Below are 21,933 nucleotides of genomic sequence, written 5' to 3' on the forward strand. Positions count from 1 at the left end.
AAAGGAGGAATATAATGACCCCTGTTGTATACAAAACAGCCCGGGACCGGTTCTATGTGACTCTGTGGGTGGGCACTCTTGTACTGATCACGTTATCGCTGTTTGTACCCCTGCTATTCACCCCAATTGTGTACCTGCAGCTCCTTGTCGTGGGTGTGATTGAGGTGCTTGTGGCTGGCCTTATCATCTGGCTGGTCGCTGATCTTAAGTATGTGCTGACCAAGGACCACCTTATTGTCAGGGGAGGCTTCATTCAATCAAAAATTAAGTACAGTGATATTACCAAGGTTACTAGACAACCGAATATCTGGGCAGGTTACCGGATGTTGTTCTCACGGGATGCTATTGAAGTACATTATAGAAATGGACTTTGGAGCAGCGTAATCATCTCTCCTTTAGAGAAGGAGGCTTTCATAGAAGAGCTTAAGAGCAGGAACTATGGAATCTATGTTGAGCCTCTGGACAATAAGCAGCTATAGCTACTGATGATGATAATATGGATTTTACATTGAGAAGCTATAGTGGAGTAAGCATTTATACCTGAGGAGGATGAGAAATGCCCGTTATTAATTTCGCACACCGGGGGGCGGCAGGTCACTGTCCCGAGAACACCATGGTGTCATTTCTGAGAAGTATTGAGCTTGGTGCTACGGGGATTGAGACCGATGTACAGATGACCCGGGATGGCCATCTGGTCCTGATCCATGATGAGACGCTGCAGCGTACAGCCGGATCACCAGAGTGGGTGAAAGATCTGACGCTTGCACAGCTCAAGCAGAAGGAAGCGGGAGCCTGGTTTCATGAAGATTATCGTGGTGAAGCGATTCCAACGCTTGCGGAGCTGCTTGAGCTTGCGCGGGATCAGGATATTATCGTGAATCTGGAGCTTAAGAATGGGATTGTGCAGTATCCGGACATTGAGATGAAAGTGATCGAGGAGATCAGAAGGTTCGGCCTTTCCGGGCGGACTATTATTTCCAGCTTCAATCACTATTCCCTGGCTCTGTGCAAAAAGCTGGCTCCAGACATACATACCGGTATTTTATATATGGAAGGGCTCTTTGAACCTTGGAAGTATGCGGCGGGAATTGGCGCAAATGCACTGCACGCTTTCAAGTATGCGGTTACTCCCGAGCTTGCTGCTGAGGCTGCCCGGCATGGGATGCCCTATCATCCTTTCACGGTGAATGATCCTGAGGAAATGAGGTCTCTTATTCAAGCGGGGGTATCGGGCATAATTACGGACTATCCGGATCGTCTGGCGGAGCTGCTGGCTTCTCTGGGAGGTTAAGGGATGAAGAGAACCTGGCTGCTGGGACTTGGTTTTTTTAGCATTAGTCTAACCTGGGCGCTGTACAATGCTTTTGTGCCTTTATTTCTTGATGATTATTTAACCAAAGTCTCGATGATCGGCTTTATGATGACCCTTGATAACTATCTGGCTCTGTTCATCCAGCCCTGGATCGGGCACCGAAGTGATCGGACGCGGACACGATATGGCCGGCGGATGCCTTATCTGCTGATCGGCATGCCGCTTGGAGCGGTATTTGTCACGCTGATTCCATGGTACACGAGTCTCTTCACGCTGGTGCTGTTCATGGTCCTCATGAACCTCTCGATGAGTCTGTTCCGTTCCCCTACGGTTGCTTTGATGCCGGATATTACCCCGGAGCGGCAGCGGACCAAGGCGAACGGAATCATTAATTTAATGGGCGGGCTCGGTTCCGTACTCGCATTCGGGGTTGGGTCCGAGCTGTACGGAATTGGCTCTTATGTGCCATTTGTAGGTGCCGGTGCAGTCATGCTCCTCTCCATGTTCGTACTCAAGCTTGTTATTCAGGAGCCTGAGGCTCTGCAGCAGCCTGGGAATGCGGAGAAGAAGCCGGCCGTCCGGGTCAAAGAGCAGCTGAATAGAACAACGATTCTGATCCTGCTTGCGATTTTTTTCTGGTTCGTTGCCTACCAAGGGGTTGAAGCCTTGTTCACCCTGTATGGAACCAAGCACTTGGGCATGTCCGATAAAGCGGCGTCTTCCTCGCTGACGTTCTTCTCCCTGGCCTTTCTGGCCTTTGCGCTGCCGAGCGGCTGGCTTGGTGCGAAGTATGGCAAGAAGCGGATGATCCTGGCAGGAGTGATCGGGTTGCTTCTGGTCTTCGGCGCAATCATTTTTGTACAGTCAGCCCTGGTGCTTAGAATTCTGCTTATTGTGGGGGGAATCTTCTGGGCATGCATCAACATCAACTCGTACCCCTGGGTGGTCTCGACGGGTAGGGAGGAGAGCATAGGCACAAGAACAGGTCTCTATTACCTGGTCTCCTCGCTTGCGGCTATTATCTCTCCTCCACTTCTGGGATTGCTGATGGATCTGCTCGGTTATCAGATGCTGTTCATTGCGGCTTCCTCAGGACTTGTGCTGGCATTCATATGCCTTCTGGCTGTAAGAGAAGACTACGTTCAGCCTCATGCGGCTAAGTCTTCTGCCTCGTCGCTATGAACTGGTTAATAAGGTATTACATATATAGAAAGGGTGGAGCATATGGATAGCGGTCAAATTTATCTGGATAGTATCAGAAGTCAATTCAGGTATTATAAAGAGCTTGGGGAGCAGGCCATCGAGCAGCTGGAGCCGGAACAGCTGTTCACGGCTTATAATGATGATACCAACAGTATTGCAACGATAGTCAAGCATTTGAGCGGAAATATGCTGTCCAGATGGACTCATTTCTTGACAGAAGATGGGGAGAAGCCTTGGAGGGACCGCGACGAGGAATTTGTACATGATATCATCGTGGACAAAGAAGAACTTATGAGAAAGTGGGAAGCTGGCTGGGCTTGCCTGTTTGGGGCATTGGATGATCTGCGCCCCGATCAACTGCTCGGGACTATCTATATCCGCAATGAAGGACAGACCGTGATGGAAGCGGTCAACCGGCAGCTGGCCCATTATCCTTACCATGTCGGGCAGATCATCTATGCGGCCAAGCTGCTCAAGCATGGAAGCTGGCTTAGCTTGACCATACCGCGGAACAGCTCCGGGTCTGATCATGCGGAGCAATTCTCTAATGATACGGTAGTTAGAAACTTCACGGTAGAAGAGCTGAAGAAGCACGAGTAGCGCCAAGAAGTATGATAGACCGAAGCCCGAACAGGCTTCGGTCTATTTGCGTTACGAAGTATTTTATCAATATATTCTATAAATCTCACTACATAGATTACAACTCACGGAAAAACATGTATAATTATGGAAAATGGGTTAGATACTTGAATTCCTCGCTTATCATAAAGTCATTTGTAAAGTCTGATCCTGACTAATATAATGACAGAAAGGCTGTGCAGCCATGGATAACACTTTCAGATTCGGACCTGATGTTTGGTTGGAGTTCCTGGATGGGGTTCCCTTGTGGTCTAAGATTTTTGGGGGTACACTGCTGGTTGTTATGATAGGCACCTTTGCGTATGCTATCATTAAAGGGTTAATGGTATGGTCGGCTAACAACAGCAAGAGCATGTTAACGAAGCAAGCTGTGGTTGTGTCGAAGAGAACGGAAGTGTGGGAAGGTGTTGGGAACACGGCTCCCTCCACGAATTACTATATAACATTTGAGCTCGAGAACGGAGCCCGGATGGAATTTCAGATGGCCGCACGCGAATTCGGTCTGCTGGTTGAGAAGGATGAAGGTGAGATTACCTATCAGGGCGGGCGATTCATGAACTTCAATCGGAGAATGAAAGGGAAATACACACAATATGTCTAATAACTACAGAGTGTATCAGGCAACTATAGAAGATTTGAATGAACTTGCTGAATTGTTCAACAAGTATAGAGTCTTTTATGGGCAGGCCCCCGACCTAGAGGGAGCACGGAACTTCTTGTTCGATCGCTTTGAGCATCAGGAATCTATTATTCTCTGTGCGAAGGCTGACCCTGCAGAACAACTGCTTGGATTCATACAGCTGTATCCGCTGTTCTCTTCGATCTCCATGAGACGGCTGCTGCTTCTGAACGATTTGTATGTTGATGAGTTCTGCCGGAAGCAGGGAATCGGTCAACTGCTGCTGGACGCGGCCAAGGATTATGCGGAGAAGGTTCGTGCCAAAGGGCTGCAGTTATCCACTGCGTTAACGAATAGCACGGCACAATCTCTGTATGAGAAGAACGGATATGTCAGAGACAACGAGTTCTATCATTACTTCCTGGGACTTCAGCCGGTATAAGGGAGATCTGACTCTAGCTCGAGGACCAATAAGAAGGAAGTACGTAACAGCGCCGAAGTCGCCTAATTGCTTGATGAGTGGGCTTTCCTTTTACCCAATCTTCCATGATTGAAGGGACACGATGGAGCGGTTGTCTCATTATCCCTCAGGAAATACTGCTTCCACTCGTAATTATCGGCATCCCCATAGAGCTTTAGATCGGGGTGCGGACCTATCGTATCGTAGGCTTCAAGTCTTTGACGGATCAGCGGCTTCATCGTGTCAGCCTGCTTCGGACGTGAATTGAATTCCACCAATACCCACCGGGGCGTTAGAGCCAGCATGAAGAAAGGGAAATGACGGCTTTGACGCCGGGTATGAGCGGGTGTAGCACAATAGACGAAATAGGATTCTGCATGGAAGCAGAACTCCCACACATGGTTCGATGGGTCAAGTGGAATATGCTGCGGCCATTCCCGCTGGTCATTCTGCCCTGTCCTGCCCAGCAGATCCCAGAACAAGGATTCATACTGTTCAACGGAGAAAGTAGTCCTAAGGTCACTCGGGGTATGAAAGAATAGAATGAGCGATGTATATTTACCATACTGGCGGGAGTTCTCTGTGTATGCTCTTACCAAATCAGCCATGGTCTGTTCCGCATCGGGGCTTCGGGGGTCGGAGACAAATCCATACCTCAGATGGCCTAGGGAGAAACCAAGTGTGGCGGGAATGCACGGGAACTTATCTTCCTTGTTCGTCATCTTCGCAGCGAAAGCGTGATAGGCCGCAACCTGCCAATCTTCCCGGGGAACAGAGTGGCCCTCCATCATCTGATTGTCATAAAGTATCATCATGCACCACTCCTTTATGACAGCTTATTAGAATAGAGGTAGACAGGTGACTGTCCCGCCCGGGTGAACTTTAATAAGCAGTACTCGAAGATTACTTCAAGCGGCTGCTTTTGATACCAGCGTTTAACTGCGTACGTTTACAGTCAGAAAGAGAGGTTAGTACGATGTCGGTTGCCGTAATGCTCATGATTTTGCTTTTAGCAGGGGCCGTTCTGGTTCCTTTACTGGTTATGGAGGTCAATAGAAGAAGGCAGATTACTTCGGAATTTGATCGGTCCTTCTTCAAATACACCTGGATGACTCTAGCGCTGCAGGCGCTATTCCTGGTACTGTTTCTGACCGATACGCTGCAGCTGCTTGAAATATGGGGACATGTCATTTGGCTCCTGGCCGTGATAGCGGGGCTTTTCCTATGTGTATATGGTATTTGGAAAAGAACCAAAAACCGCAAAAATGTAGCTTTTTTTCTGCTGACAGGCGGAATTAGTATGATTCTCGGATTCCTGTACATATTAGGCTTGCTTATATCCAATATGTAAGAGGGCATGATATCTATATCTTACACTTCGCACTTAATAGCCCTGAGCCGTTCTGAATGATCAGATTCGGTTCAGGGCTGTTTGCTATAATCTGGACACCATTTCTTAGTTCCGTTCAAGCTGCTCAGGGTTAAAGGTTACAATTACATTCTCGGGCCCGCCTGTCACTTCTTTATCCCAATTTAGCATACCGCCTTCATAATTATGAACCTTATTGAAGCCTTGGCTCTGGAAGAATCTCGTAACCTGGAAGCTGCGTCCGCCGCTCCGGCATACAAAGACATACTCGCGGTCCTTATCGAAATCATCAATATAAGCGGCAATCTCACCCATTGGAATCAGAGGAACAGAAGGAATATGAGCGTCCTCGTATTCTTCAAGCTCTCTTACATCAATGACCAGCACATTTCTCTCCTTGTCGTGAAGAAGCTCGTACAGCTCTTCCCGGTCCACATGGGATACACCCTCAATAACCCTACTCATTATAGAATCTCCACCTTTCTAGTGTCTCAAAAAATATCCATACTCAGATACCGCTCACCTGTGTCGGGAGCGATGCATAATATTCGTCTGCCGCGGCCGAGCTTCTTGGCCAGCTGTACTGCGGTCCAGACGGTTGCCCCGGCGGAAGGACCAACCAGAATACCTTCCCGGCTGGCAAGCAGGCGGGTGGTCTCCAGTGCGTCTTCATCGGCAACCTGTACAATCTCATCATACACATCTGTATTTAGAATGGAAGGGACGAAGCCGGGGCTTGTTCCCACGAGCTTATGGGGCCCGGGTATTCCGCCGGATAGAACAGGAGATCCCTTGGGTTCCACCACATAGATCTGAATATCCGGGAGATGCTCACGCAGAACCTCACCTGTTCCCGTGATCGTACCGCCGGTTCCGGATGAGGCCACGAAGACATCCAGGCGGCCTTCCATCTGTTCAATAATCTCAAGCGCTGTAGTTCCGCGGTGAGCATCGGGATTGGCCGGGTTCTCGAACTGCTGAGGGATGAAGCTGCCCGGAATTTGCGCCTGCAGCTCCAGCGCTTTGGCAATCGCTCCAGGCATCCGCTCGGCTGCAGGGGTCAACACAACTTCTGCCCCGTAGGCTCTCAGAATGTTGATTCGTTCCGCTGTCATATTGTCAGGCATGATCAGGATCGCACGGTAGCCCTTAGCGGCTGCGTTCATCGCCAGCCCGATTCCGGTATTCCCACTGGTCGGCTCGATCAGCGTCGAACCCGGGACAAGATGGCCTTCCTGTTCAGCCCTTGTAATCATATGATAAGCTGCCCGGTCTTTCACGCTTCGGCTTGGATTGAAATATTCAAGCTTCACGTAGACCTCGGCATCTTCCGGCCCGACAAGCCGGTTCAATCTGACTGCGGGGGTGTCCCCGATCAGATCAGTAATGCTATCTACCACTTTATTGGACAAGAAGAGCCCGCCTTTCGCAGCATGGATTTGTATTATTGTATCGGTTCCGGAACAAGCATTCAAGCATGCCGCCAAAAGACTTCCTGGATCTCTATGGGGCTAAAGTCATAGTTGTCAAGTTGTGGACAAGGTTATCCACAGTTTACCTGAATAATGTGTATAAAGTGATGAAACCCTTACCCAGTCTCCTTTTATATGAATCATGAAAAAGGGGACAATCTTTTCACAATCTTCTGTGTGTTTTGTGGATAATGTGGATAATTAAGTGGATAAGAACCGTTACACTGCATAAAGTGGCTAAAAAGACGACCTGAGAGGCCGTCTGAGTAAGGACTAAATTCTTAATATTGTGGATAATCCTGTGCATAATTGAGGCTGATCTCAGCGGTAGTGTTAAAAAAATATTTTGGATATGAATTGAATTTAACAATTCCCTCAGGCAAGAAGCTCTTCCCATTCTGAATAGGCCTCGGCCAGCTGGGCCTTCAGTCCATCTATACGGGACTGCCGTTCTTGTACGGCCGCGTAATCCTGATAGACTTCCGGCTCAGCAAGCTCCGCTTCAAGTCCCGCGATGCTATCCTCATGCTGCGCAATCAGCTGCTCCAGCTGTTCAATCCGGCGCTGCCGGCTGCGTTCTTCACGTCTGGCCTGCTTGTCGGCTTCATATGATCTCGCACCTGTATTCTCTTCAGGAATATCTTCATCCGTTTTCTTGGATAAGGCAGGCTTCGCGGCAGCTTTCTCCTGGGCAAGCTCGGCCAGCTCCTGCTTCTTCTCCAGGTAATCATCATAATTGCCCAAATAGGGTTCGGCCCCGCCCGGATGAAGCTCAATAATCCGCTCGGCCATCTTGTTGAGGAAGTAACGGTCATGAGAGATGAACAGCAGGGTTCCGTCGTACTCCATCAAGGCCGCTTCCAGAACCTCCTTACTGTATAAATCCAGGTGGTTGGTCGGCTCATCCAGGATGAGCAGATTCGCCTTCAGCAGCATTAACTTGGCCAGAGCTACCCGGGCCTTCTCGCCCCCGCTTAAGGCGGCGATCCGCTTCAGAACATCCTCGCCGCTGAATAGAAAGTTGCCCAGAACGCTGCGGATTCGGGCTTCCTCAATATGCGGAAAGGCACTCCATAGTTCTTCAAGGACCGTATTCTTCGGGTTAAGATGGGTCTGTTCCTGGTCATAATAACCCAGCTTGACCTTGGTTCCCCAGTTCAGCCGACCGGAAGTCATCTTCAGGTCACCGGTTAAGATCTTGAGCAGCGTGGATTTGCCGATCCCGTTGGGTCCTATGAGAGCCACCGTCTCTCCGCGGCGCAGGTCAAAGCTTACGTTTTGGAACAGGGGCTTTTCTTTTTCTTTGTCAAAAGAATAGGCGAGCTCATCCACCTGCAGCACTTCCTTGCCGGACATAATCCCGGCTTCGAAGGAGAAGCTCGCTTTCTTCAGATCGCCAAGAGGACGTTCCATAACCTCCATCCGATCCAGGGCTTTGCGCCGGCTTTGGGCACGCTTGGTGGTTGAGGCACGGACAATATTTTTCTGAATGAAATCCTCAAGTCTTGCAATCTCGTCCTGCTGCTTCTCATACTGCTTCATCTGACTCTCGTACTCGGCAGCCTTGAGCTCAATATACCGGCTGTAGTTGCCCGTATATTTCCGGGATTGGTGACGTTCAATCTCCACAATAGCAGTGACCAGACGATCCAGGAAATAACGGTCATGCGAGACAATCAGCAGCGCGCCGGAGTAGCTGCGAAGGTAATCCTCCAGCCAGGTCAGTGTCTGAATATCCAGATGGTTGGTCGGCTCATCGAGCATAAGGAGGTCAGGAGCTTGAAGCAGGATTCGGGCCAGGGCGAGGCGGGTCTTCTGTCCACCGCTGAGAGTCGAGATCAGGGTGTCGGGCGGGAACGAGCCAAAGCCCATACCGTGAAGGACACTGCGAATCCGGGTCTCCATTTCATATCCGCCATGATCCTTGAACCAGTCGGACTTCCGGGCATAACGCTCCAGCAGGTCTTCGAATGCCTTCGCGTTCCCGGCGGTTTCGGGATTGGCGATCTCAAGCTCCATTCGGCGGAGTTCCGCTTCTGCCTCAATTAGAGGACTGAATACATACAGCATTTCCTCCCAGATGGTGCGTTCCGATTGCAGTCCGCTGTTCTGGGCGAGGTAGCCGATGGTGGTCTCCTTGGCCTTGAAGATTTGTCCGCTGTCGTAAGATATTTCCCCAGCCAGGATCTGCAGCAGCGTGGATTTGCCAGCGCCATTAACACCCACGAGTCCGATGCGGTCACGCTCGAGAATCTGAAGGCCGATGCCCTCAAGTATATTTGTGGTGCCATAGGATTTTCTGATATCTGTTGCTTGAAGCAGCATAACTTGTATATCCTCCATATCTATAAGAAACCTGGCCTGAAGTCAGGCGTTGTTAACCCTAGTGTACATGAAACATCCCTCAAATGCACCGCCATGCAGCAGATGTATGAATATAGCCATGAAGGCCTTCCGTATCAAGTTTTCATTTTCACAGAACAGTGATAAACTAAAGAGAGATATGATGGTGTATGGGCTGGAATTAATATGGTTAGATTGTAACCGGTACCCTAACCTGAAAGAAGGGTGATGTTCACTTGGGCATACCGGATGTCAAGAGAGAGCTGCGCACCCGGATGGCAAGAGTCCGTGCTGCAATCCCTGAGGCTTCAAGAGTGGGGCAATCCGAGTCGGCCAGTCTCCTCGCCGAAGCGGAGGTTCTTGCCCCGCTGCGCGCCGACAAGGAAGATGGAAGGCTTACAGTGTTCGTCTATCTGGCCTTTCGGGACGAGCCTGCTACACTTCCGCTTATCCGAAGCTGCTGGTCCCGGGGAGACCGCATTCTGGTTCCGCGGATAACCGGGCCCGAGAGCTTCGCGCTGCATGAGCTTGACGGGGAAGAGGGCGTGGCAGCCGGCAGCTGGGGGATTCCCGAACCGGCAGAGCACCTGCCGCAGTGGGAGCCTGATCAGTATGCCAGGATTGACCTGGTTATTGTACCTGGTCTTGCGTATGATCTTGCCGGCGGCCGGATCGGCTTTGGCGGAGGATACTATGACCGGTTCATGGAGCAGCTGGGCAGACAGCGCCGGGAGGCCCGGAAGCCGATGCCTTTGCTAGCGGCCTTGGCGTTCCGGGAACAGATCATAAGCGGCATTCCGATGGAGGAGCATGACTTCAGGCTTAATCTTCTTTTTACCTCAGCAGGTGTTATTCGTACTCAATAGACAAGCACGGCATTGCAATTCACGATAAAGGTTGGGAAGATCTTGACAGAATCAGGTTCAGAACACGGTAAGATGACGCATTTCAATGAACAGGGCCGTGCCAAGATGGTGGATATCTCGAGCAAAGAGATTACGGTCCGCACCGGAGTGGCTGTAACAAAAGTAACCATGCTTCCATCTACGCTGCTCGCGATTAAGGAAGGCCGGGTCGGCAAGGGGGATGTGCTTGCGGTGGCTCAAGTCGCCGGGATTCAGGCGGCCAAGCGGACTTCGGACTGGATTCCGATGTGCCATCCTCTGCCTCTGACCGGCGTGAACATTATTTTCACCGATAATGGAGAGGACGAGCTATATATTGAGGCCTCCGTTAAGACCGAGGGCAAGACCGGGGTGGAGATGGAGGCTTTGACCTGTGCATCCGCAGCCGCCCTGACCATCTACGATATGTGCAAGGCGCTGCAGAAGGATATGGTTATCGGACCAACGCTGCTGAAATCGAAGACGGGCGGGAAGAGCGGCGATTATAACCTCGGGATATAAGCGGATAAATGTTCCAATTCGGATAAGGAGGGTGACTTCATGGTATGGAAAACAGCGATCTTGACGGCTAGCGACAAGGGAGCCCGAGGCGAACGTGAAGATACGAGCGCCCAGGTTATCCGGGAACTGGTCGAGGAAGAACTGGGCGGAGAGATTGTGGAATACCGCATTGTTCCTGACGAACAAGATGAGATTATTGCGGCTTTAATTGAGATGACCGATTACTTTCAGGCCAATCTGGTTCTGACAACCGGGGGGACGGAGCTTGCTGCCCGTGATGTAACCCCGGAAGCGACGCGCCGCATTATTGAACGGGAAGTTCCGGGGATGGCGGAAGCGATGCGGGCAAGCGCGATGCAGAAGAACCCGGCGGCCATGCTGTTCCGGGGTGTTGTAGGTATTCGGGGACGTACCTTGATTGTGAACCTTCCCGGAACCCCCAAGGGTGTGCATGAGAATCTGGCAGCGATTATGGGCCAGTTACCCGAGGCCCTGCTGATGGTTACAGGACAGTTCCGGTTATAGTGTTAACCCGGCTGTAACTGTGATTAACTTATGTTATGATTGGACAATAGCAAGTGACAGAACGGAGGGAATAAGGATGGGCGGTGTTATCCTGATTGTAATCGCAGCCCTGCTGCTGTTTGGACCAAATAAGCTTCCGGATCTGGGAAGGGCTGTGGGCCGTACGTTCCGTGAATTCAAAGAAGCTACCCGTGATATTATGGACGATGAACCTCCGGTGAAGAAGACGGAGCCGCTGCCACCAAGGCCAGAACAGCCGCAGGCAGCTGAACGCCGGCTTCCGGAATAACGGACTCCTTCCCGAAGGAAGGAGTTTTTTTTGAGGATATATAGGTTGACCTCAAGAATTTTGAGTTCAACGTTATCATTTTTCGCTGTTAAGCGGGCACCGGGAGGTGCTTTGTTTATGTCTGAATACAGGAGGGCGGTCTTCATGCCTGACGAACAGGATGGAATGTCAGTTGTCGATCATTTATCTGAGCTTCGCAAACGTCTGTTTGTTACACTGATCTTATTTGTTTTGGTGCTTGTAGGCGGATTTTTCGTTGCCCATCCGGTATACGACTATTTGACCGCACACGGTCCCACGGGCCTGGAACTGAAGCTGAACGCATTCTCCTTCTGGGACGGGGTCAATGTATATATGAAGATTGCCCTGATCGTGGCTTTGGCCATCACCCTGCCGTTTATGGTGTATCAGGTATGGGCCTTTGTAAGCCCGGGTCTTAAGCCTAAGGAACGCCGGGCTACCTTGAAATACATCCCGTTTGTGTTTATTTGCTTCCTGGTTGGTGTGGCTTTCGGATATTATGTTGTATTTCCTCTGGCAATGCAGTTCACCTCAAGTCTTAACCAGCAGCTCGGTCTGGTCGAGACCTATGGAATAACGGACTATTTCAAGTTCTTGACGAATATTATTCTCCCGATCTCGCTGCTGTTCGAGCTGCCGATCGTCGTGCTGTTCCTGACCCAGCTGCGGCTTCTTAACCCCAAGCGGCTTAAGAAGATGCGCCGGGTGGCTTATTTCGCCTTGGTGGTCGTGTCCGTTATGATCACACCTCCCGATTTCTTCTCGGCTTTTCTGGTGCTGATTCCTATGATTCTTCTCTATGAATTCAGTGTCATGCTGTCAGGAAGAATGTACAGCAAGCAGCTGGCTGCTGATGCGGAGCGGAGAGCGAAATACGAGGATTGAGCTGTAGTGTCCTCTTCTCTAAGGCTAGGGTTAGCCGGATGAGGGGAGGGCTATTTTTATTATGAGAATAAGCTTGAAAAAAGAGGAATATTTAGGGTGATCTTCGGATAGGATGTAAGGGGCGTGTCCAAGAAAAAAATGGTCACAGGGACTTGAAATCTGAAGCAACACCTAGTATCATAAAGTTGGTTGTTAGCACTACACGATGTTGAGTGCTAACATTAACATTCAGTGTATCCTATATGGAATGAACTAAAGAAAAGAACGTCAAAAACGGTCTAGGAGCAACTCTCCAAGACTCGGTTACGTAGCCTTTAGTTCAATCCATAGCTTAACACAACATAACTAATTAAGGAGGCTATTTTTCATGATCAGACCTTTAGGTGAACGCGTACTGGTAGAACCGATCGAACAAAACGAAACAACTTCATTCGGGATTGTACTTCCCGACTCCGCTAAGGAGAAGCCGCAAGAAGGCAAAGTAATCGCTGTCGGCAGCGGTTCCGTCAACAAGGACGGTGTTCGTGTAGCTCTTGAAGTGAAAGAGGGCGACGTAGTCTTGTTCTCCAAATATGCCGGAACAGAAATTAAGTATGAAGGTAAAGAATACTTGATTATGAAAGAAAGCGACATTCACGCGGTCATTGGCTAATGAGGCGTGGTCCTGAACTTCAATATAAGCGCAAGTGAAGATAATTGATTACTAAATTTATCAGGGAGGTTTTTGAACAATGGCAAAAGACATTAAATTCAGTGAAGACGCTCGCCGCGCAATGCTTCGCGGGGTTGACGCTTTGGCAAATGCGGTAAAAGTAACTCTTGGACCAAAAGGACGCAACGTGGTGCTTGAGAAGAAATTCGGAAGCCCGCTCATCACAAATGACGGAGTAACAATTGCCAAAGAAATCGAGCTTGAAGATGCATTCGAGAATATGGGTGCCCAGCTTGTTAAAGAAGTAGCAACCAAGACGAACGATGTGGCCGGTGACGGTACAACTACAGCAACTGTTCTTGCACAAGCCCTCATTCGTGAAGGTCTGAAGAACGTTACTGCGGGTGCAAGCCCAATCGGTCTTCGCAAAGGAATTGACAAAGCGGTTCGCGCAGCTGTAGAAGAACTGCAAAAGATCTCCAAAACGATCGAAGGCAAGCAATCCATCGCACAAGTAGCTGCCATCTCAGCTGCTGACGAAGAAGTAGGCGAATTGATCGCTGAAGCTATGGAGAAAGTCGGCAAAGACGGCGTTATCACTGTTGAAGAATCCCGCGGATTCGCGACTGAGCTTGAAGTGGTTGAAGGTATGCAGTTCGACCGCGGATATATCTCTCCATATATGATCACAGATACAGACAAAATGGAAGCTGTTCTGGATAACCCATACATCCTGATCACAGACAAGAAGATCAGCAGCACACAAGAAATTCTGCCTGTGCTTGAGAAGATCGTTCAACAAGCCCGTCCGCTTGTGATCATCGCTGAAGATATCGAAGGCGAAGCTCAAGCTATGCTGATCGTGAACAAACTTCGTGGTACATTCAACGCAGTAGCTGTTAAGGCTCCTGGCTTTGGCGACCGTCGCGAGGCAATGCTTCAAGACATCGCTGCCTTGACTGGTGGCCAAGTGATCACTGAGAAGCTCGGTCTTGACCTGAAGAGCACAAGCATCGAGCAGCTCGGTAACGCTCGCCAAGTGCGCGTAACCAAAGAAGCTACAACTATCGTTGACGGAAGCGGCGACAAGAATGATATCGCTGCTCGCGTTAGCCAAATCCGTTCCCAACTGGAAGAGACTACTTCCGAGTTCGACAAAGAGAAGCTGCAAGAGCGTCTGGCTAAACTCGCTGGCGGCGTAGCAGTAATCAAAGTTGGTGCGGCTACTGAGACTGAATTGAAAGAGCGCAAGCTTCGCATCGAAGACGCTCTGAACGCAACCCGCGCTGCGGTTGAAGAAGGTATCGTATCCGGTGGGGGTACTGCCCTTGTGAACGTCTACCACGCTGTATCTGCAGTGAATGTGACTGGCGACGAGAAGACTGGCGTGAACATCGTGCTTCGCGCGCTGGAAGAGCCGATCCGTACCATCGCAGCTAACGCTGGCGAAGAAGGATCTGTTATCGTTGAGCGTCTGAAGAAAGAACAAATCGGCGTAGGCTACAACGCAGCTACCGGCGAATGGGTGAACATGATCGAAGCAGGTATCGTTGACCCTGCCAAGGTTACCCGCTCCGCACTGCAGCACGCTGCATCCGTTGCAGGACTGTTCCTGACAACTGAAGCGGTTATCGCTGATAAGCCAGAACCAGAAAAGCCAGCTATGCCTGATATGGGCGGCATGGGCGGCATGATGTAATAAAGGGTGCAATCTGTAAGGCATTTTGAGCCTTTCAGCTTGTCCTAAGCGGCGTGAATTTTTATCTTACTTAGATAAGGATTTCTGAAGCTGTCACTGTTACAAATTATAAATGAAGCAACGACCACTTCTTAATAATGTTATTAAGGAGTGGTTTTTGTGTTGTTAAGGTTTGCTTTTCAAGATTTTCTAGATGATCGTAGGTTTAATACACAGAAGAATCTTAGGAATTATCTAACGTTACTAGGTGCGTTTATTAACTCTTGCACTGATCATGAGGTAATAAATGCTCCTCTTATTCCTTTCAAAAATCGTAATATTTTTTGGGCTACTCCGTTAATGATTCTTCTAGTTGAGCAGTTGGGGGAAGCGGTATGATGTACCTATAGTATCTTCCGAGTTATAGACTGTTTTTAAGCCAAATCTCTAAACTCGGAACGTTCCAATAAGAGAAAATGTCCTTGCTGTTTCACATTTCAATCCGAACAATGAACATTTAGAGTAACAAAAAAGCCACCCAATTTAGAGTGACTATCCAATATTTACCGTATTTTCTTGTAACCAATTGGATAATATATGTAGGTCAATGTCTTTTGTAGCTACAGAGATAGTAATATCAAACAATTCATCTTCGTCAACAACTAATTCGTAGCCATTTAAATATAAGAACGTATATGTACAAACAACTGCGGTTCTTTTGTTGCAATCATTGAAACAGTGAGCTGCTATAATTCCGTGCATTAATACTGCTGCTTTCAAGAATAAACCGGGGTATTGTTCTTCTCCGAAATAGTCTGAAAAGGGCTTTTCAGAAAGAAGTTCAACATAACCCCGGTCTTTAATCCCTGGGAGCCCACCTGTTTGCATCAGTTCTTCATCGTGTATTTCGATAATTTGTTCTGGAGTTAATTTTACATACATTAATTTTTAGCCAGTTTATTCAACGTTTTTCTATATTTTTTCATGCCCATTTTAGCAACGTTCATGACGTTTTCATTACTTGCTACTGTTGTTTTTTGTATACTTTGTTTGTTTTCGATCATTTTTTTCTCCTCCTTATTATCGCTCATGGCAATCACCTCTAAAAACTTTAACTTTGTAAAAGCATTGCCCCCTGAACGATATTACATACTATTATATGGTAAAAGCATACAACTATTTTATCACGTAACACGTAACACGTACAACGGAGAGTTGGGAACTCCCATTGAGTTTGATGTTCTACAGTTAGGGATGATGAGAGTATAATAGGTGATATGAATTAATTACCCCCGAGTTATGTAATAAATCTTAATCTTTGGCATCGCTTTTTGTCTTTATCCCCGCCAACGAAATCAGTTCGTTACTTATACTAGTTAGTTGCCCCGACCGTAAGACATAGTGTGCCACTTAATCCGAGTAGGCTATCAATCCTATAGAACAGCAATATCAGGTTGCCAATAAGGTGCAAAATAAAAGAAGGACTGCTTTAGAAACAGGAACGATCTCATTGCAGATGTTACTAGTTGCGCTGCGTTTATATTGCGTTGCTGACATGCATGGAGCCGATAAATAAGTGACCTGCTCAGGATAGGGCCAGTGCAGGTCGCTTAATCAGATTGTAAGCCGATCATAGAGAAGTAACCTCATAGAAGTTGTTGTGCAGGGGATCGGCAGACACCGATCCCTCATCAAATTATCTTATGTCTGTTGAGTATTTAAGATCACAGTCATATTTCCAACATTGATTTCCATAATTTCCCGGGGTATCGTAACTTATATAAGAAATGTGAAAGGGACGAGAAAGGGGAGCTGGTGAGTAAATGGAATTAATAAAACTCTGCCTCTATCTACTGGGGAGCGTTGGAATGTTGGTTGCAATCCTGCACGATATCAAGGCAAAGAGGTCAAACAAGAAGGTATATTTCTCACAGAACAGTGTTATTCTTACACTACTCTTAATTTGTTACATCCTGGTTGCTTTGCATTCTATAGTTGATTTGTATTCATTTGCTTCTTCATAATTAATCGTTGGCAGCCTGGATGTGGATAATAATTAGCAACAATATATAAAGACCGTATCCATAGAATGGAACGGCCTGATATAATAGGCATGTACAACACACCTTGAGTGGGTGCGCCTTCCTCCAGAAAGGAGGTGAGGCGTATGAACTTCTCTTTTGCGGATGTAATTGGTTTTGCTGCGTTTATTATCGCGCTGCTGACATACATCGAACGAAAAAAGAAGTAACCTGCTCTAGGTCGGCAAACCGTGCAGGTCACTTCTTCCCTTGAATCATTATGGAGGAGTAACTCCACTCAAGCTGTTGTGCAGGGGATCGGGTGCCACCGATCCCTTATTTAATGTATCATACGTCTGTTATCTTTATACCCATATTACTACATGCCATAAATGATGACAATTATATTGTTATATTTTCTAGGCATACGAATACCAATTGACCAAGCAAAGCTCAATCTATTAATATCTAATTTAAGTTATTTCATTTAGTATTTGGAGGAGGTGTGTTAGAATGATAACACTGAAGGAAAAAAATACTCTAATTTCCAGTTTTACCGGAAAACTCTTGCGGAACCGGTTCGGCAAAGGTCCTGAATCCGTTAACGTCTCCATAGGAGAGTGCGGAATTGCGATACATATTCGTAACTTCATCAGCCCGGTAGAACAGTTCCTGCTGGATAAAGAAGAGGAGCAGGCCCTTAGATACACCAGAGAACTTCTAATGAAATCGCTGCTGCCTGAGCTGTCTGCTTATATGAAGGCGGAGCTTGGACTCGTAACAGAGGAGCTGTATTACGACTGGGGTCTTCACAACGCCTCGGGAATGATCGTCGGATTATTCGAGCTGCACAGTGAGAAGTCCGCGCCTTACCGGGGACAGAAGAGCGTTCATGACCATGTTATCAAGGTAAGCGGCATGGTTCAGAAGGAGCCTGTACATATTGATTCCTGGTGGTTGAACTCCAAGACCCTCATTGTGGTTCGGGAAGGCATTCTTATTATTTTGGAGAAGGAGCTTCTTGACTTGGGATATGAGAATATACTCAAAAGTACCAAGCGCAAGATGGAGAAGCGGTATTTGGATCAGGAGACAGGTTTTACGAAAGTTCTGAACAAGACACTATCCGATATTTATGTGGATTGGGACTTCTCACAGGATCGAAGTGTGATTGCTTATACTTTTCAATAATTACATACCGGTTGTAATGGGTCAGACATGAGAATGAGCTGGACATAAGCCAAAGAAAGGGTGAGTACACTCTTTTTTTGGCTATTTGTGTTAAGCATGGTCATTTGGTTCCATGAATTATTCTTCATCCATCCTGGTCACCGTTGTTTTAATCTGCAGGCTTTACTATTAAGGAGTGAAGATAATGAGCTCACCCAATTTTACGATTCTGTATGTTGAGGACAATGAATTGAACATGGCGTTAATGGATCATATCTTTAAAAAAATCCCGCACATCAGACTGATCGGCGCTGCGAGTGCGGAGGAAGGGATCGAGCTTGCCACATATGGTCAGCCGGATCTTATTTTTATGGACATTCAATTGCCAGGCATGAACGGTTATGAAGCCCTTGAAGAGCTTCGAAGCCGGGAGGAGACCCGCCATATTCCTGTATTAGCAGTGAGTTCATTTGCCCAGAAATCTGATATTGAGAAAGGTATGCAGGCGGGTTTTGCCGATTACATCACAAAGCCCTTCCATGTAAAGGCTTTCATGACCTTGATTGAACAATGGACGCGAGGCTAGAGTTGCTGCTTAGATTCCCCGAACCAAAGAAACCCCCGTTCTTGCCAGAACAGGGGCTGCTGCTTGATGCATACAGATGCATACAGATGCATACAGATATACTCTTATTTATTCAAATCCTCAATTGAGGAAATATCCACATAATCGGGCACAACAAGGCCTGTACGGACACCTGTCATATTCGGCCCCAGATCATCTACTTGATCTTTGTATTTATTCCAATAATCCGCATGAGTTAACGGAAGCCAAGCTGAGGCTGTGACATCCACATCTCCACTAGCGACCCCTGTCCACATAGGACCGGCTTCTACTTGAAGAGCGGTAACCTGATAGCCAAGCTTCTCTTGAAGAACGTACTGAAGAAGATGCGTGCTGGCGATTTCTGAATCCCAAGCCACATAGCCTAGCTTAAGCTTTTGACCAGTCACCCTGTTAAGTCCCTTCGTCCATTCCTGTATTCGATCGGGATGCTTCAGTGCCCAATTCTTCGCGGCTTCCTCAGGACTCAATCCCTCTTGAATGGCAGCCATCATCTCTCCCATTTCCTCCGCCGTCCACTTGAACCGGTCTAGAAATCCATAGGCAGCAGGCTGTTTTTGCTTAAGTCCTATACGGGCTAAAGTATGAATCTCCTCAGATTCACCATAAGTCTTCTTAGGATCCTCCAGGTACTTAAGATTGTATTTGGTGAACATCCAGTGCGGAGTCCATCCAGTAATGATAATTGGCTCTTTGTTCCTGATGGCTTTGTCCAGCATCGCTGTCATCGCGGTGCTTGATCCCTCAACCAGCTCCCAACTGTCCAGCTTGTAGTCCTGGATTGCCTTGGCGGTTGATTTCATAATGCCTGACCCGGGATCGATCCCGATGATCTGGTTATGGAACTTGCTTGCAACGGCGCCTCCCTCTTCAGCGCCAGCTGAAGCTCCTGAAGGAAGAAGCAGATACTGGGCAATACCGCCGACAATAACGACGGCCAGTAGAGCAGAAGCGAATACCAGGCGCCGGCGGGGCTCAGTGCGCACAGCTGCCTTGCGCCTTCCTGTCTTGAACAGGTTCTGAGAGAACCTGTCGAGTACAATGGCCAGAACCACAACGGCAAGTCCAGCTTCGAAGCCTTGTCCGATCTTCAGCTGGGCAACGGCGCGGTACACCTCGGCTCCGATGCCCTGTGCTCCGATCATGGAAGCAATGACGACCATGGACAGCGAGAGCATAATCGTCTGATTAATCCCCGCCATCATGGTAGGCATAGCCAGCGGCAGATCCACCTTAATGAGCTTCTGCCAAGCGGTAGAGCCGAAGGCTTCGGCAGCTTCAGTCAGCTCAGATGATACCTGCTTGATGCCAAGATAGGTCATTCGGATCGTTGGCGGGATCGCGAAGATGACCGAAGCAATAACACCCGGTACAACACCCAGACTGAAGAAGGTGACAGCAGGCAGCAAATAGACGAACGCTGGCATGGTCTGCATAAAATCAAGAATAGGCGAGACTATGCGGTGCGTGGTTCTGCTGTAAGCACTCCAGATGCCGAGGGGAATGCCCAGCAGAATGGAGATTAGACCTGAGGTGATTACGAGGCCCAGGGTGTCCATTGTCTGTGTCCAGTAACCCAGATTCTCGATCAGCAGAAAACCGATCACAGTAAATAAAGTTAAGGGAAGACGTCCAATTGCAAAAGCCAGAATACCAAGTATGGTAATGAGAAGCAGTGGATGCGGCAGCAGGAACAGACCTGAGAAGAATCCGACAACATGCTCTATAATTATTGCTATGGCATCAAATAGACCTCCGAGATGCGAGCCCATCCAGCTCACAAGGGTCTCAATCCAATCAGCCACGGGCAGTTTGGGTAACATTAGGCTTCACCTCCAAGAATCTTGGTATCTCCAGCCAGAGCACCCAGTACGGCACCACGAACGATCACGCCAAGCAGGCGGTGATTCTCATCCACGACAGCGAGTGGGACCTTCGCGGAGCTTGTAACCTCGAACAGATCGCCAAGGAGTGTATCCGGACTGACCTCTGGCCCATCTTTGATCAGGATATCGGAGAGTCCCGTTCCCGATCTCAGCGCGGCCGAAGCATCTTCGGCTGTAATTACACCGAGTAGCCGCTTGCCGCGGTCAATCACGAAGAGGTTCGAGATTCCGCGTTCACGCATAAGCTGCAGCGCGACCCGCGGACCTTTATCCAGTGTCACGGTCTCTGGACGAATCATCACGTGGGAAGCTGTAAGCACCTTGGATAAATCCACATCCTCTATGAAGCGCTCAACATAGCGGTTGGCAGGCTGGGTCAGCATTTCTTCCGGCGTCCCAAGCTGAACGAGCGCGCCATCCTTCATTAGCGCAATGCGGTCTCCAATACGCAGAGCCTCGTCCAGGTCATGGGTGATGAAGACAATGGTCTTCTTCATCCGTTCCTGAAGCTCAAGCAGCTCGTCCTGCATGTCTCTGCGGATGAGTGGATCAAGCGCGCTGAATGCTTCATCCATCAGCAGGACCTCGGGATCGTTCGCCAGCGCACGTGCCAGACCTACCCTCTGCTGCATGCCGCCGCTGAGCTCATCAGGCATCTTGGAGCCCCAGCCTTTAAGACCAACCAGCTCGAGCGCATTTTCTGCTTTGATTCTGCGCTCTTCCTTGCTAATCTGCTGTATTTCCATTCCATATTCCACATTCTCAAGCACCGTACGGTGCGGAAATAAGGCGAACTTCTGAAAGACCATGCTGATATTCTTGCGTCTGACTTCACGCAGCTGCGCTTTGTTCATCTTGCGCAGATCTTGTCCGTGAATAAGAATTTCACCTGATGAAGGTTCAATCAGACGGTTCAGCATGCGGACCAGTGTAGACTTGCCGCTGCCGGACAAGCCCATAATAACGAATATCTCGCCTTTGCGGATATCCAGACTTACGCGGTTCACTCCGACCGTAATTTGCTTCTCGCGGGCCAGTTGTTCTTTGGTATGCCCTTTCTCTAACAGCTGAATGCCCTGGGCAATATTCGGCCCAAACAATTTGCTGACATTCCGCACTTCAAGAATTGTATTTTCCAAACAGGCTCACCCCTTTATTTCTGTAAGTCTTAGTCTATCAAAAAAAAAATTGTTTAATCAAATCTTGTATCTGTACATACAGTACGTACAGAAAATACTGTACATAGTTTATCAAGGGATTGCTCGCTCTAACTCCTAAATGCTGTCTAAGTCGTTTCTTTACAATTGGGCATGCTTTTTCTAAGATAGGATACATAAGAGTACAATGAGGTTATAGGA

Annotated in this window: 24 protein-coding genes; 16 read left to right on the forward strand and 8 right to left on the reverse strand. The window is 48.4% G+C overall.

Annotated elements, in window-relative coordinates; translation table 11 throughout:
• The first annotated feature begins 14 nt into the window (after positions 1-14).
• The 6 genes from LDO05_RS04200 to LDO05_RS04225 all read left to right on the forward strand — a co-directional run bounded on the left by LDO05_RS04200 (position 15) and on the right by LDO05_RS04225 (position 4,215).
• Positions 15-479, forward strand: a complete 465-nt coding sequence (locus tag LDO05_RS04200) for a PH domain-containing protein (RefSeq protein WP_251377663.1) — start codon at positions 15-17, stop codon at positions 477-479.
• A 77-nt stretch (positions 480-556) separates the two neighbouring features.
• Positions 557-1,291 (forward strand): glycerophosphodiester phosphodiesterase, encoded by a 735-nt coding sequence (locus tag LDO05_RS04205; RefSeq protein WP_251377664.1) that lies wholly within the window; start codon positions 557-559, stop codon positions 1,289-1,291.
• A gap of 3 nt (positions 1,292-1,294) precedes the next feature.
• Positions 1,295-2,494 (forward strand): SLC45 family MFS transporter, encoded by a 1,200-nt coding sequence (locus tag LDO05_RS04210; protein ID WP_251377665.1) that lies wholly within the window; start codon positions 1,295-1,297, stop codon positions 2,492-2,494.
• Positions 2,495-2,536: 42 nt separating this feature from the next.
• A complete protein-coding gene (locus LDO05_RS04215) occupies positions 2,537-3,115 on the forward strand; it encodes a DUF1572 family protein (protein WP_251377666.1) in 579 nt (192 codons plus the stop codon).
• Positions 3,116-3,338: 223 nt separating this feature from the next.
• On the forward strand, positions 3,339-3,755 hold the full coding sequence (locus LDO05_RS04220) for a DUF2500 domain-containing protein (RefSeq protein ID WP_251377667.1): 417 nt from the start codon (positions 3,339-3,341) through the stop codon (positions 3,753-3,755).
• Positions 3,748-4,215: a GNAT family N-acetyltransferase gene (locus tag LDO05_RS04225; protein ID WP_251377668.1), complete on the forward strand. Its 468-nt coding sequence runs from the start codon at positions 3,748-3,750 to the stop codon at positions 4,213-4,215. Before LDO05_RS04220 ends, LDO05_RS04225 begins: the two co-directional genes overlap by 8 nt.
• Before the next feature lie 62 nt (positions 4,216-4,277).
• Here the strand turns inward: LDO05_RS04225 and LDO05_RS04230 are convergent, their stop codons facing one another.
• A complete protein-coding gene (locus LDO05_RS04230) occupies positions 4,278-5,048 on the reverse strand; it encodes a YqcI/YcgG family protein (protein WP_251377669.1) in 771 nt (256 codons plus the stop codon).
• A gap of 161 nt (positions 5,049-5,209) precedes the next feature.
• Between LDO05_RS04230 and LDO05_RS04235 the strand changes: the two genes are divergently transcribed.
• Positions 5,210-5,584 (forward strand): hypothetical protein, encoded by a 375-nt coding sequence (locus LDO05_RS04235; protein WP_251377670.1) that lies wholly within the window; start codon positions 5,210-5,212, stop codon positions 5,582-5,584.
• 105 nt (positions 5,585-5,689) lie between these two features.
• On the opposite strand, the gene LDO05_RS04240 is transcribed toward LDO05_RS04235, so the two are convergent.
• The 3 genes from LDO05_RS04240 to LDO05_RS04250 all read right to left on the reverse strand — a co-directional run bounded on the left by LDO05_RS04240 (position 5,690) and on the right by LDO05_RS04250 (position 9,399).
• A complete protein-coding gene (locus tag LDO05_RS04240) occupies positions 5,690-6,067 on the reverse strand; it encodes a rhodanese-like domain-containing protein (RefSeq protein ID WP_251377671.1) in 378 nt (125 codons plus the stop codon).
• 26 nt (positions 6,068-6,093) lie between these two features.
• Entirely contained in the window at positions 6,094-7,014 is a 921-nt protein-coding gene (cysK, locus tag LDO05_RS04245) for a cysteine synthase A (protein ID WP_251377672.1), read from the reverse strand.
• A gap of 435 nt (positions 7,015-7,449) precedes the next feature.
• Entirely contained in the window at positions 7,450-9,399 is a 1,950-nt protein-coding gene (locus LDO05_RS04250) for an ABC-F family ATP-binding cassette domain-containing protein (RefSeq protein ID WP_251378602.1), read from the reverse strand.
• Positions 9,400-9,653: 254 nt separating this feature from the next.
• On the opposite strand from LDO05_RS04250, the gene LDO05_RS04255 reads away from it, so the two are divergent.
• From LDO05_RS04255 to groL, 7 genes are all read left to right on the forward strand, one after another.
• Positions 9,654-10,283: a 5-formyltetrahydrofolate cyclo-ligase gene (locus tag LDO05_RS04255; protein ID WP_251377673.1), complete on the forward strand. Its 630-nt coding sequence runs from the start codon at positions 9,654-9,656 to the stop codon at positions 10,281-10,283.
• A gap of 72 nt (positions 10,284-10,355) precedes the next feature.
• Positions 10,356-10,823, forward strand: a complete 468-nt coding sequence (gene moaC, locus LDO05_RS04260) for a cyclic pyranopterin monophosphate synthase MoaC (RefSeq protein WP_251377674.1) — start codon at positions 10,356-10,358, stop codon at positions 10,821-10,823.
• Positions 10,824-10,862: 39 nt separating this feature from the next.
• A complete protein-coding gene (locus LDO05_RS04265; RefSeq protein ID WP_251377675.1) occupies positions 10,863-11,348 on the forward strand; it encodes a MogA/MoaB family molybdenum cofactor biosynthesis protein in 486 nt (161 codons plus the stop codon).
• 76 nt (positions 11,349-11,424) lie between these two features.
• Positions 11,425-11,637 (forward strand): twin-arginine translocase TatA/TatE family subunit, encoded by a 213-nt coding sequence (locus tag LDO05_RS04270; protein WP_251377676.1) that lies wholly within the window; start codon positions 11,425-11,427, stop codon positions 11,635-11,637.
• A gap of 144 nt (positions 11,638-11,781) precedes the next feature.
• Complete coding sequence (gene tatC, locus LDO05_RS04275) at positions 11,782-12,543, forward strand: twin-arginine translocase subunit TatC (protein ID WP_251377677.1); 762 nt, start codon at positions 11,782-11,784, stop codon at positions 12,541-12,543.
• A gap of 367 nt (positions 12,544-12,910) precedes the next feature.
• Complete coding sequence (groES, locus tag LDO05_RS04280) at positions 12,911-13,195, forward strand: co-chaperone GroES (RefSeq protein WP_127199559.1); 285 nt, start codon at positions 12,911-12,913, stop codon at positions 13,193-13,195.
• Positions 13,196-13,274: 79 nt separating this feature from the next.
• Entirely contained in the window at positions 13,275-14,894 is a 1,620-nt protein-coding gene (gene groL / locus LDO05_RS04285; protein ID WP_251377678.1) for a chaperonin GroEL, read from the forward strand.
• Positions 14,895-15,425: 531 nt separating this feature from the next.
• On the opposite strand, the gene LDO05_RS04290 is transcribed toward groL, so the two are convergent.
• Both LDO05_RS04290 and LDO05_RS18835 read right to left on the reverse strand, forming a co-directional pair.
• Positions 15,426-15,815, reverse strand: coding sequence for a type II toxin-antitoxin system death-on-curing family toxin (locus LDO05_RS04290; protein ID WP_251377679.1), 390 nt, complete (start codon positions 15,813-15,815; stop codon positions 15,426-15,428).
• Positions 15,815-15,937, reverse strand: a complete 123-nt coding sequence (locus LDO05_RS18835; RefSeq protein WP_276575546.1) for a hypothetical protein — start codon at positions 15,935-15,937, stop codon at positions 15,815-15,817. The genes LDO05_RS04290 and LDO05_RS18835 overlap by 1 nt, the downstream gene beginning before the upstream one ends.
• A gap of 1,470 nt (positions 15,938-17,407) precedes the next feature.
• Between LDO05_RS18835 and LDO05_RS04295 the strand changes: the two genes are divergently transcribed.
• Positions 17,408-18,085 (forward strand): Na-translocating system protein MpsC family protein, encoded by a 678-nt coding sequence (locus tag LDO05_RS04295; RefSeq protein WP_251377680.1) that lies wholly within the window; start codon positions 17,408-17,410, stop codon positions 18,083-18,085.
• 184 nt (positions 18,086-18,269) lie between these two features.
• Complete coding sequence (locus tag LDO05_RS04300; protein ID WP_251377681.1) at positions 18,270-18,650, forward strand: response regulator; 381 nt, start codon at positions 18,270-18,272, stop codon at positions 18,648-18,650.
• 104 nt (positions 18,651-18,754) lie between these two features.
• Here the strand turns inward: LDO05_RS04300 and LDO05_RS04305 are convergent, their stop codons facing one another.
• Entirely contained in the window at positions 18,755-20,512 is a 1,758-nt protein-coding gene (locus LDO05_RS04305) for a glycine betaine ABC transporter substrate-binding protein (RefSeq protein WP_251377682.1), read from the reverse strand.
• Positions 20,512-21,714: a quaternary amine ABC transporter ATP-binding protein gene (locus LDO05_RS04310; protein ID WP_251377683.1), complete on the reverse strand. Its 1,203-nt coding sequence runs from the start codon at positions 21,712-21,714 to the stop codon at positions 20,512-20,514. The genes LDO05_RS04305 and LDO05_RS04310 overlap by 1 nt, the downstream gene beginning before the upstream one ends.
• Between the last annotated feature and the right edge of the window lie 219 nt (positions 21,715-21,933).

Source organism: Paenibacillus sp. YPG26 (genome assembly GCF_023704175.1).
Lineage (GTDB): Bacteria > Bacillota > Bacilli > Paenibacillales > Paenibacillaceae > Fontibacillus.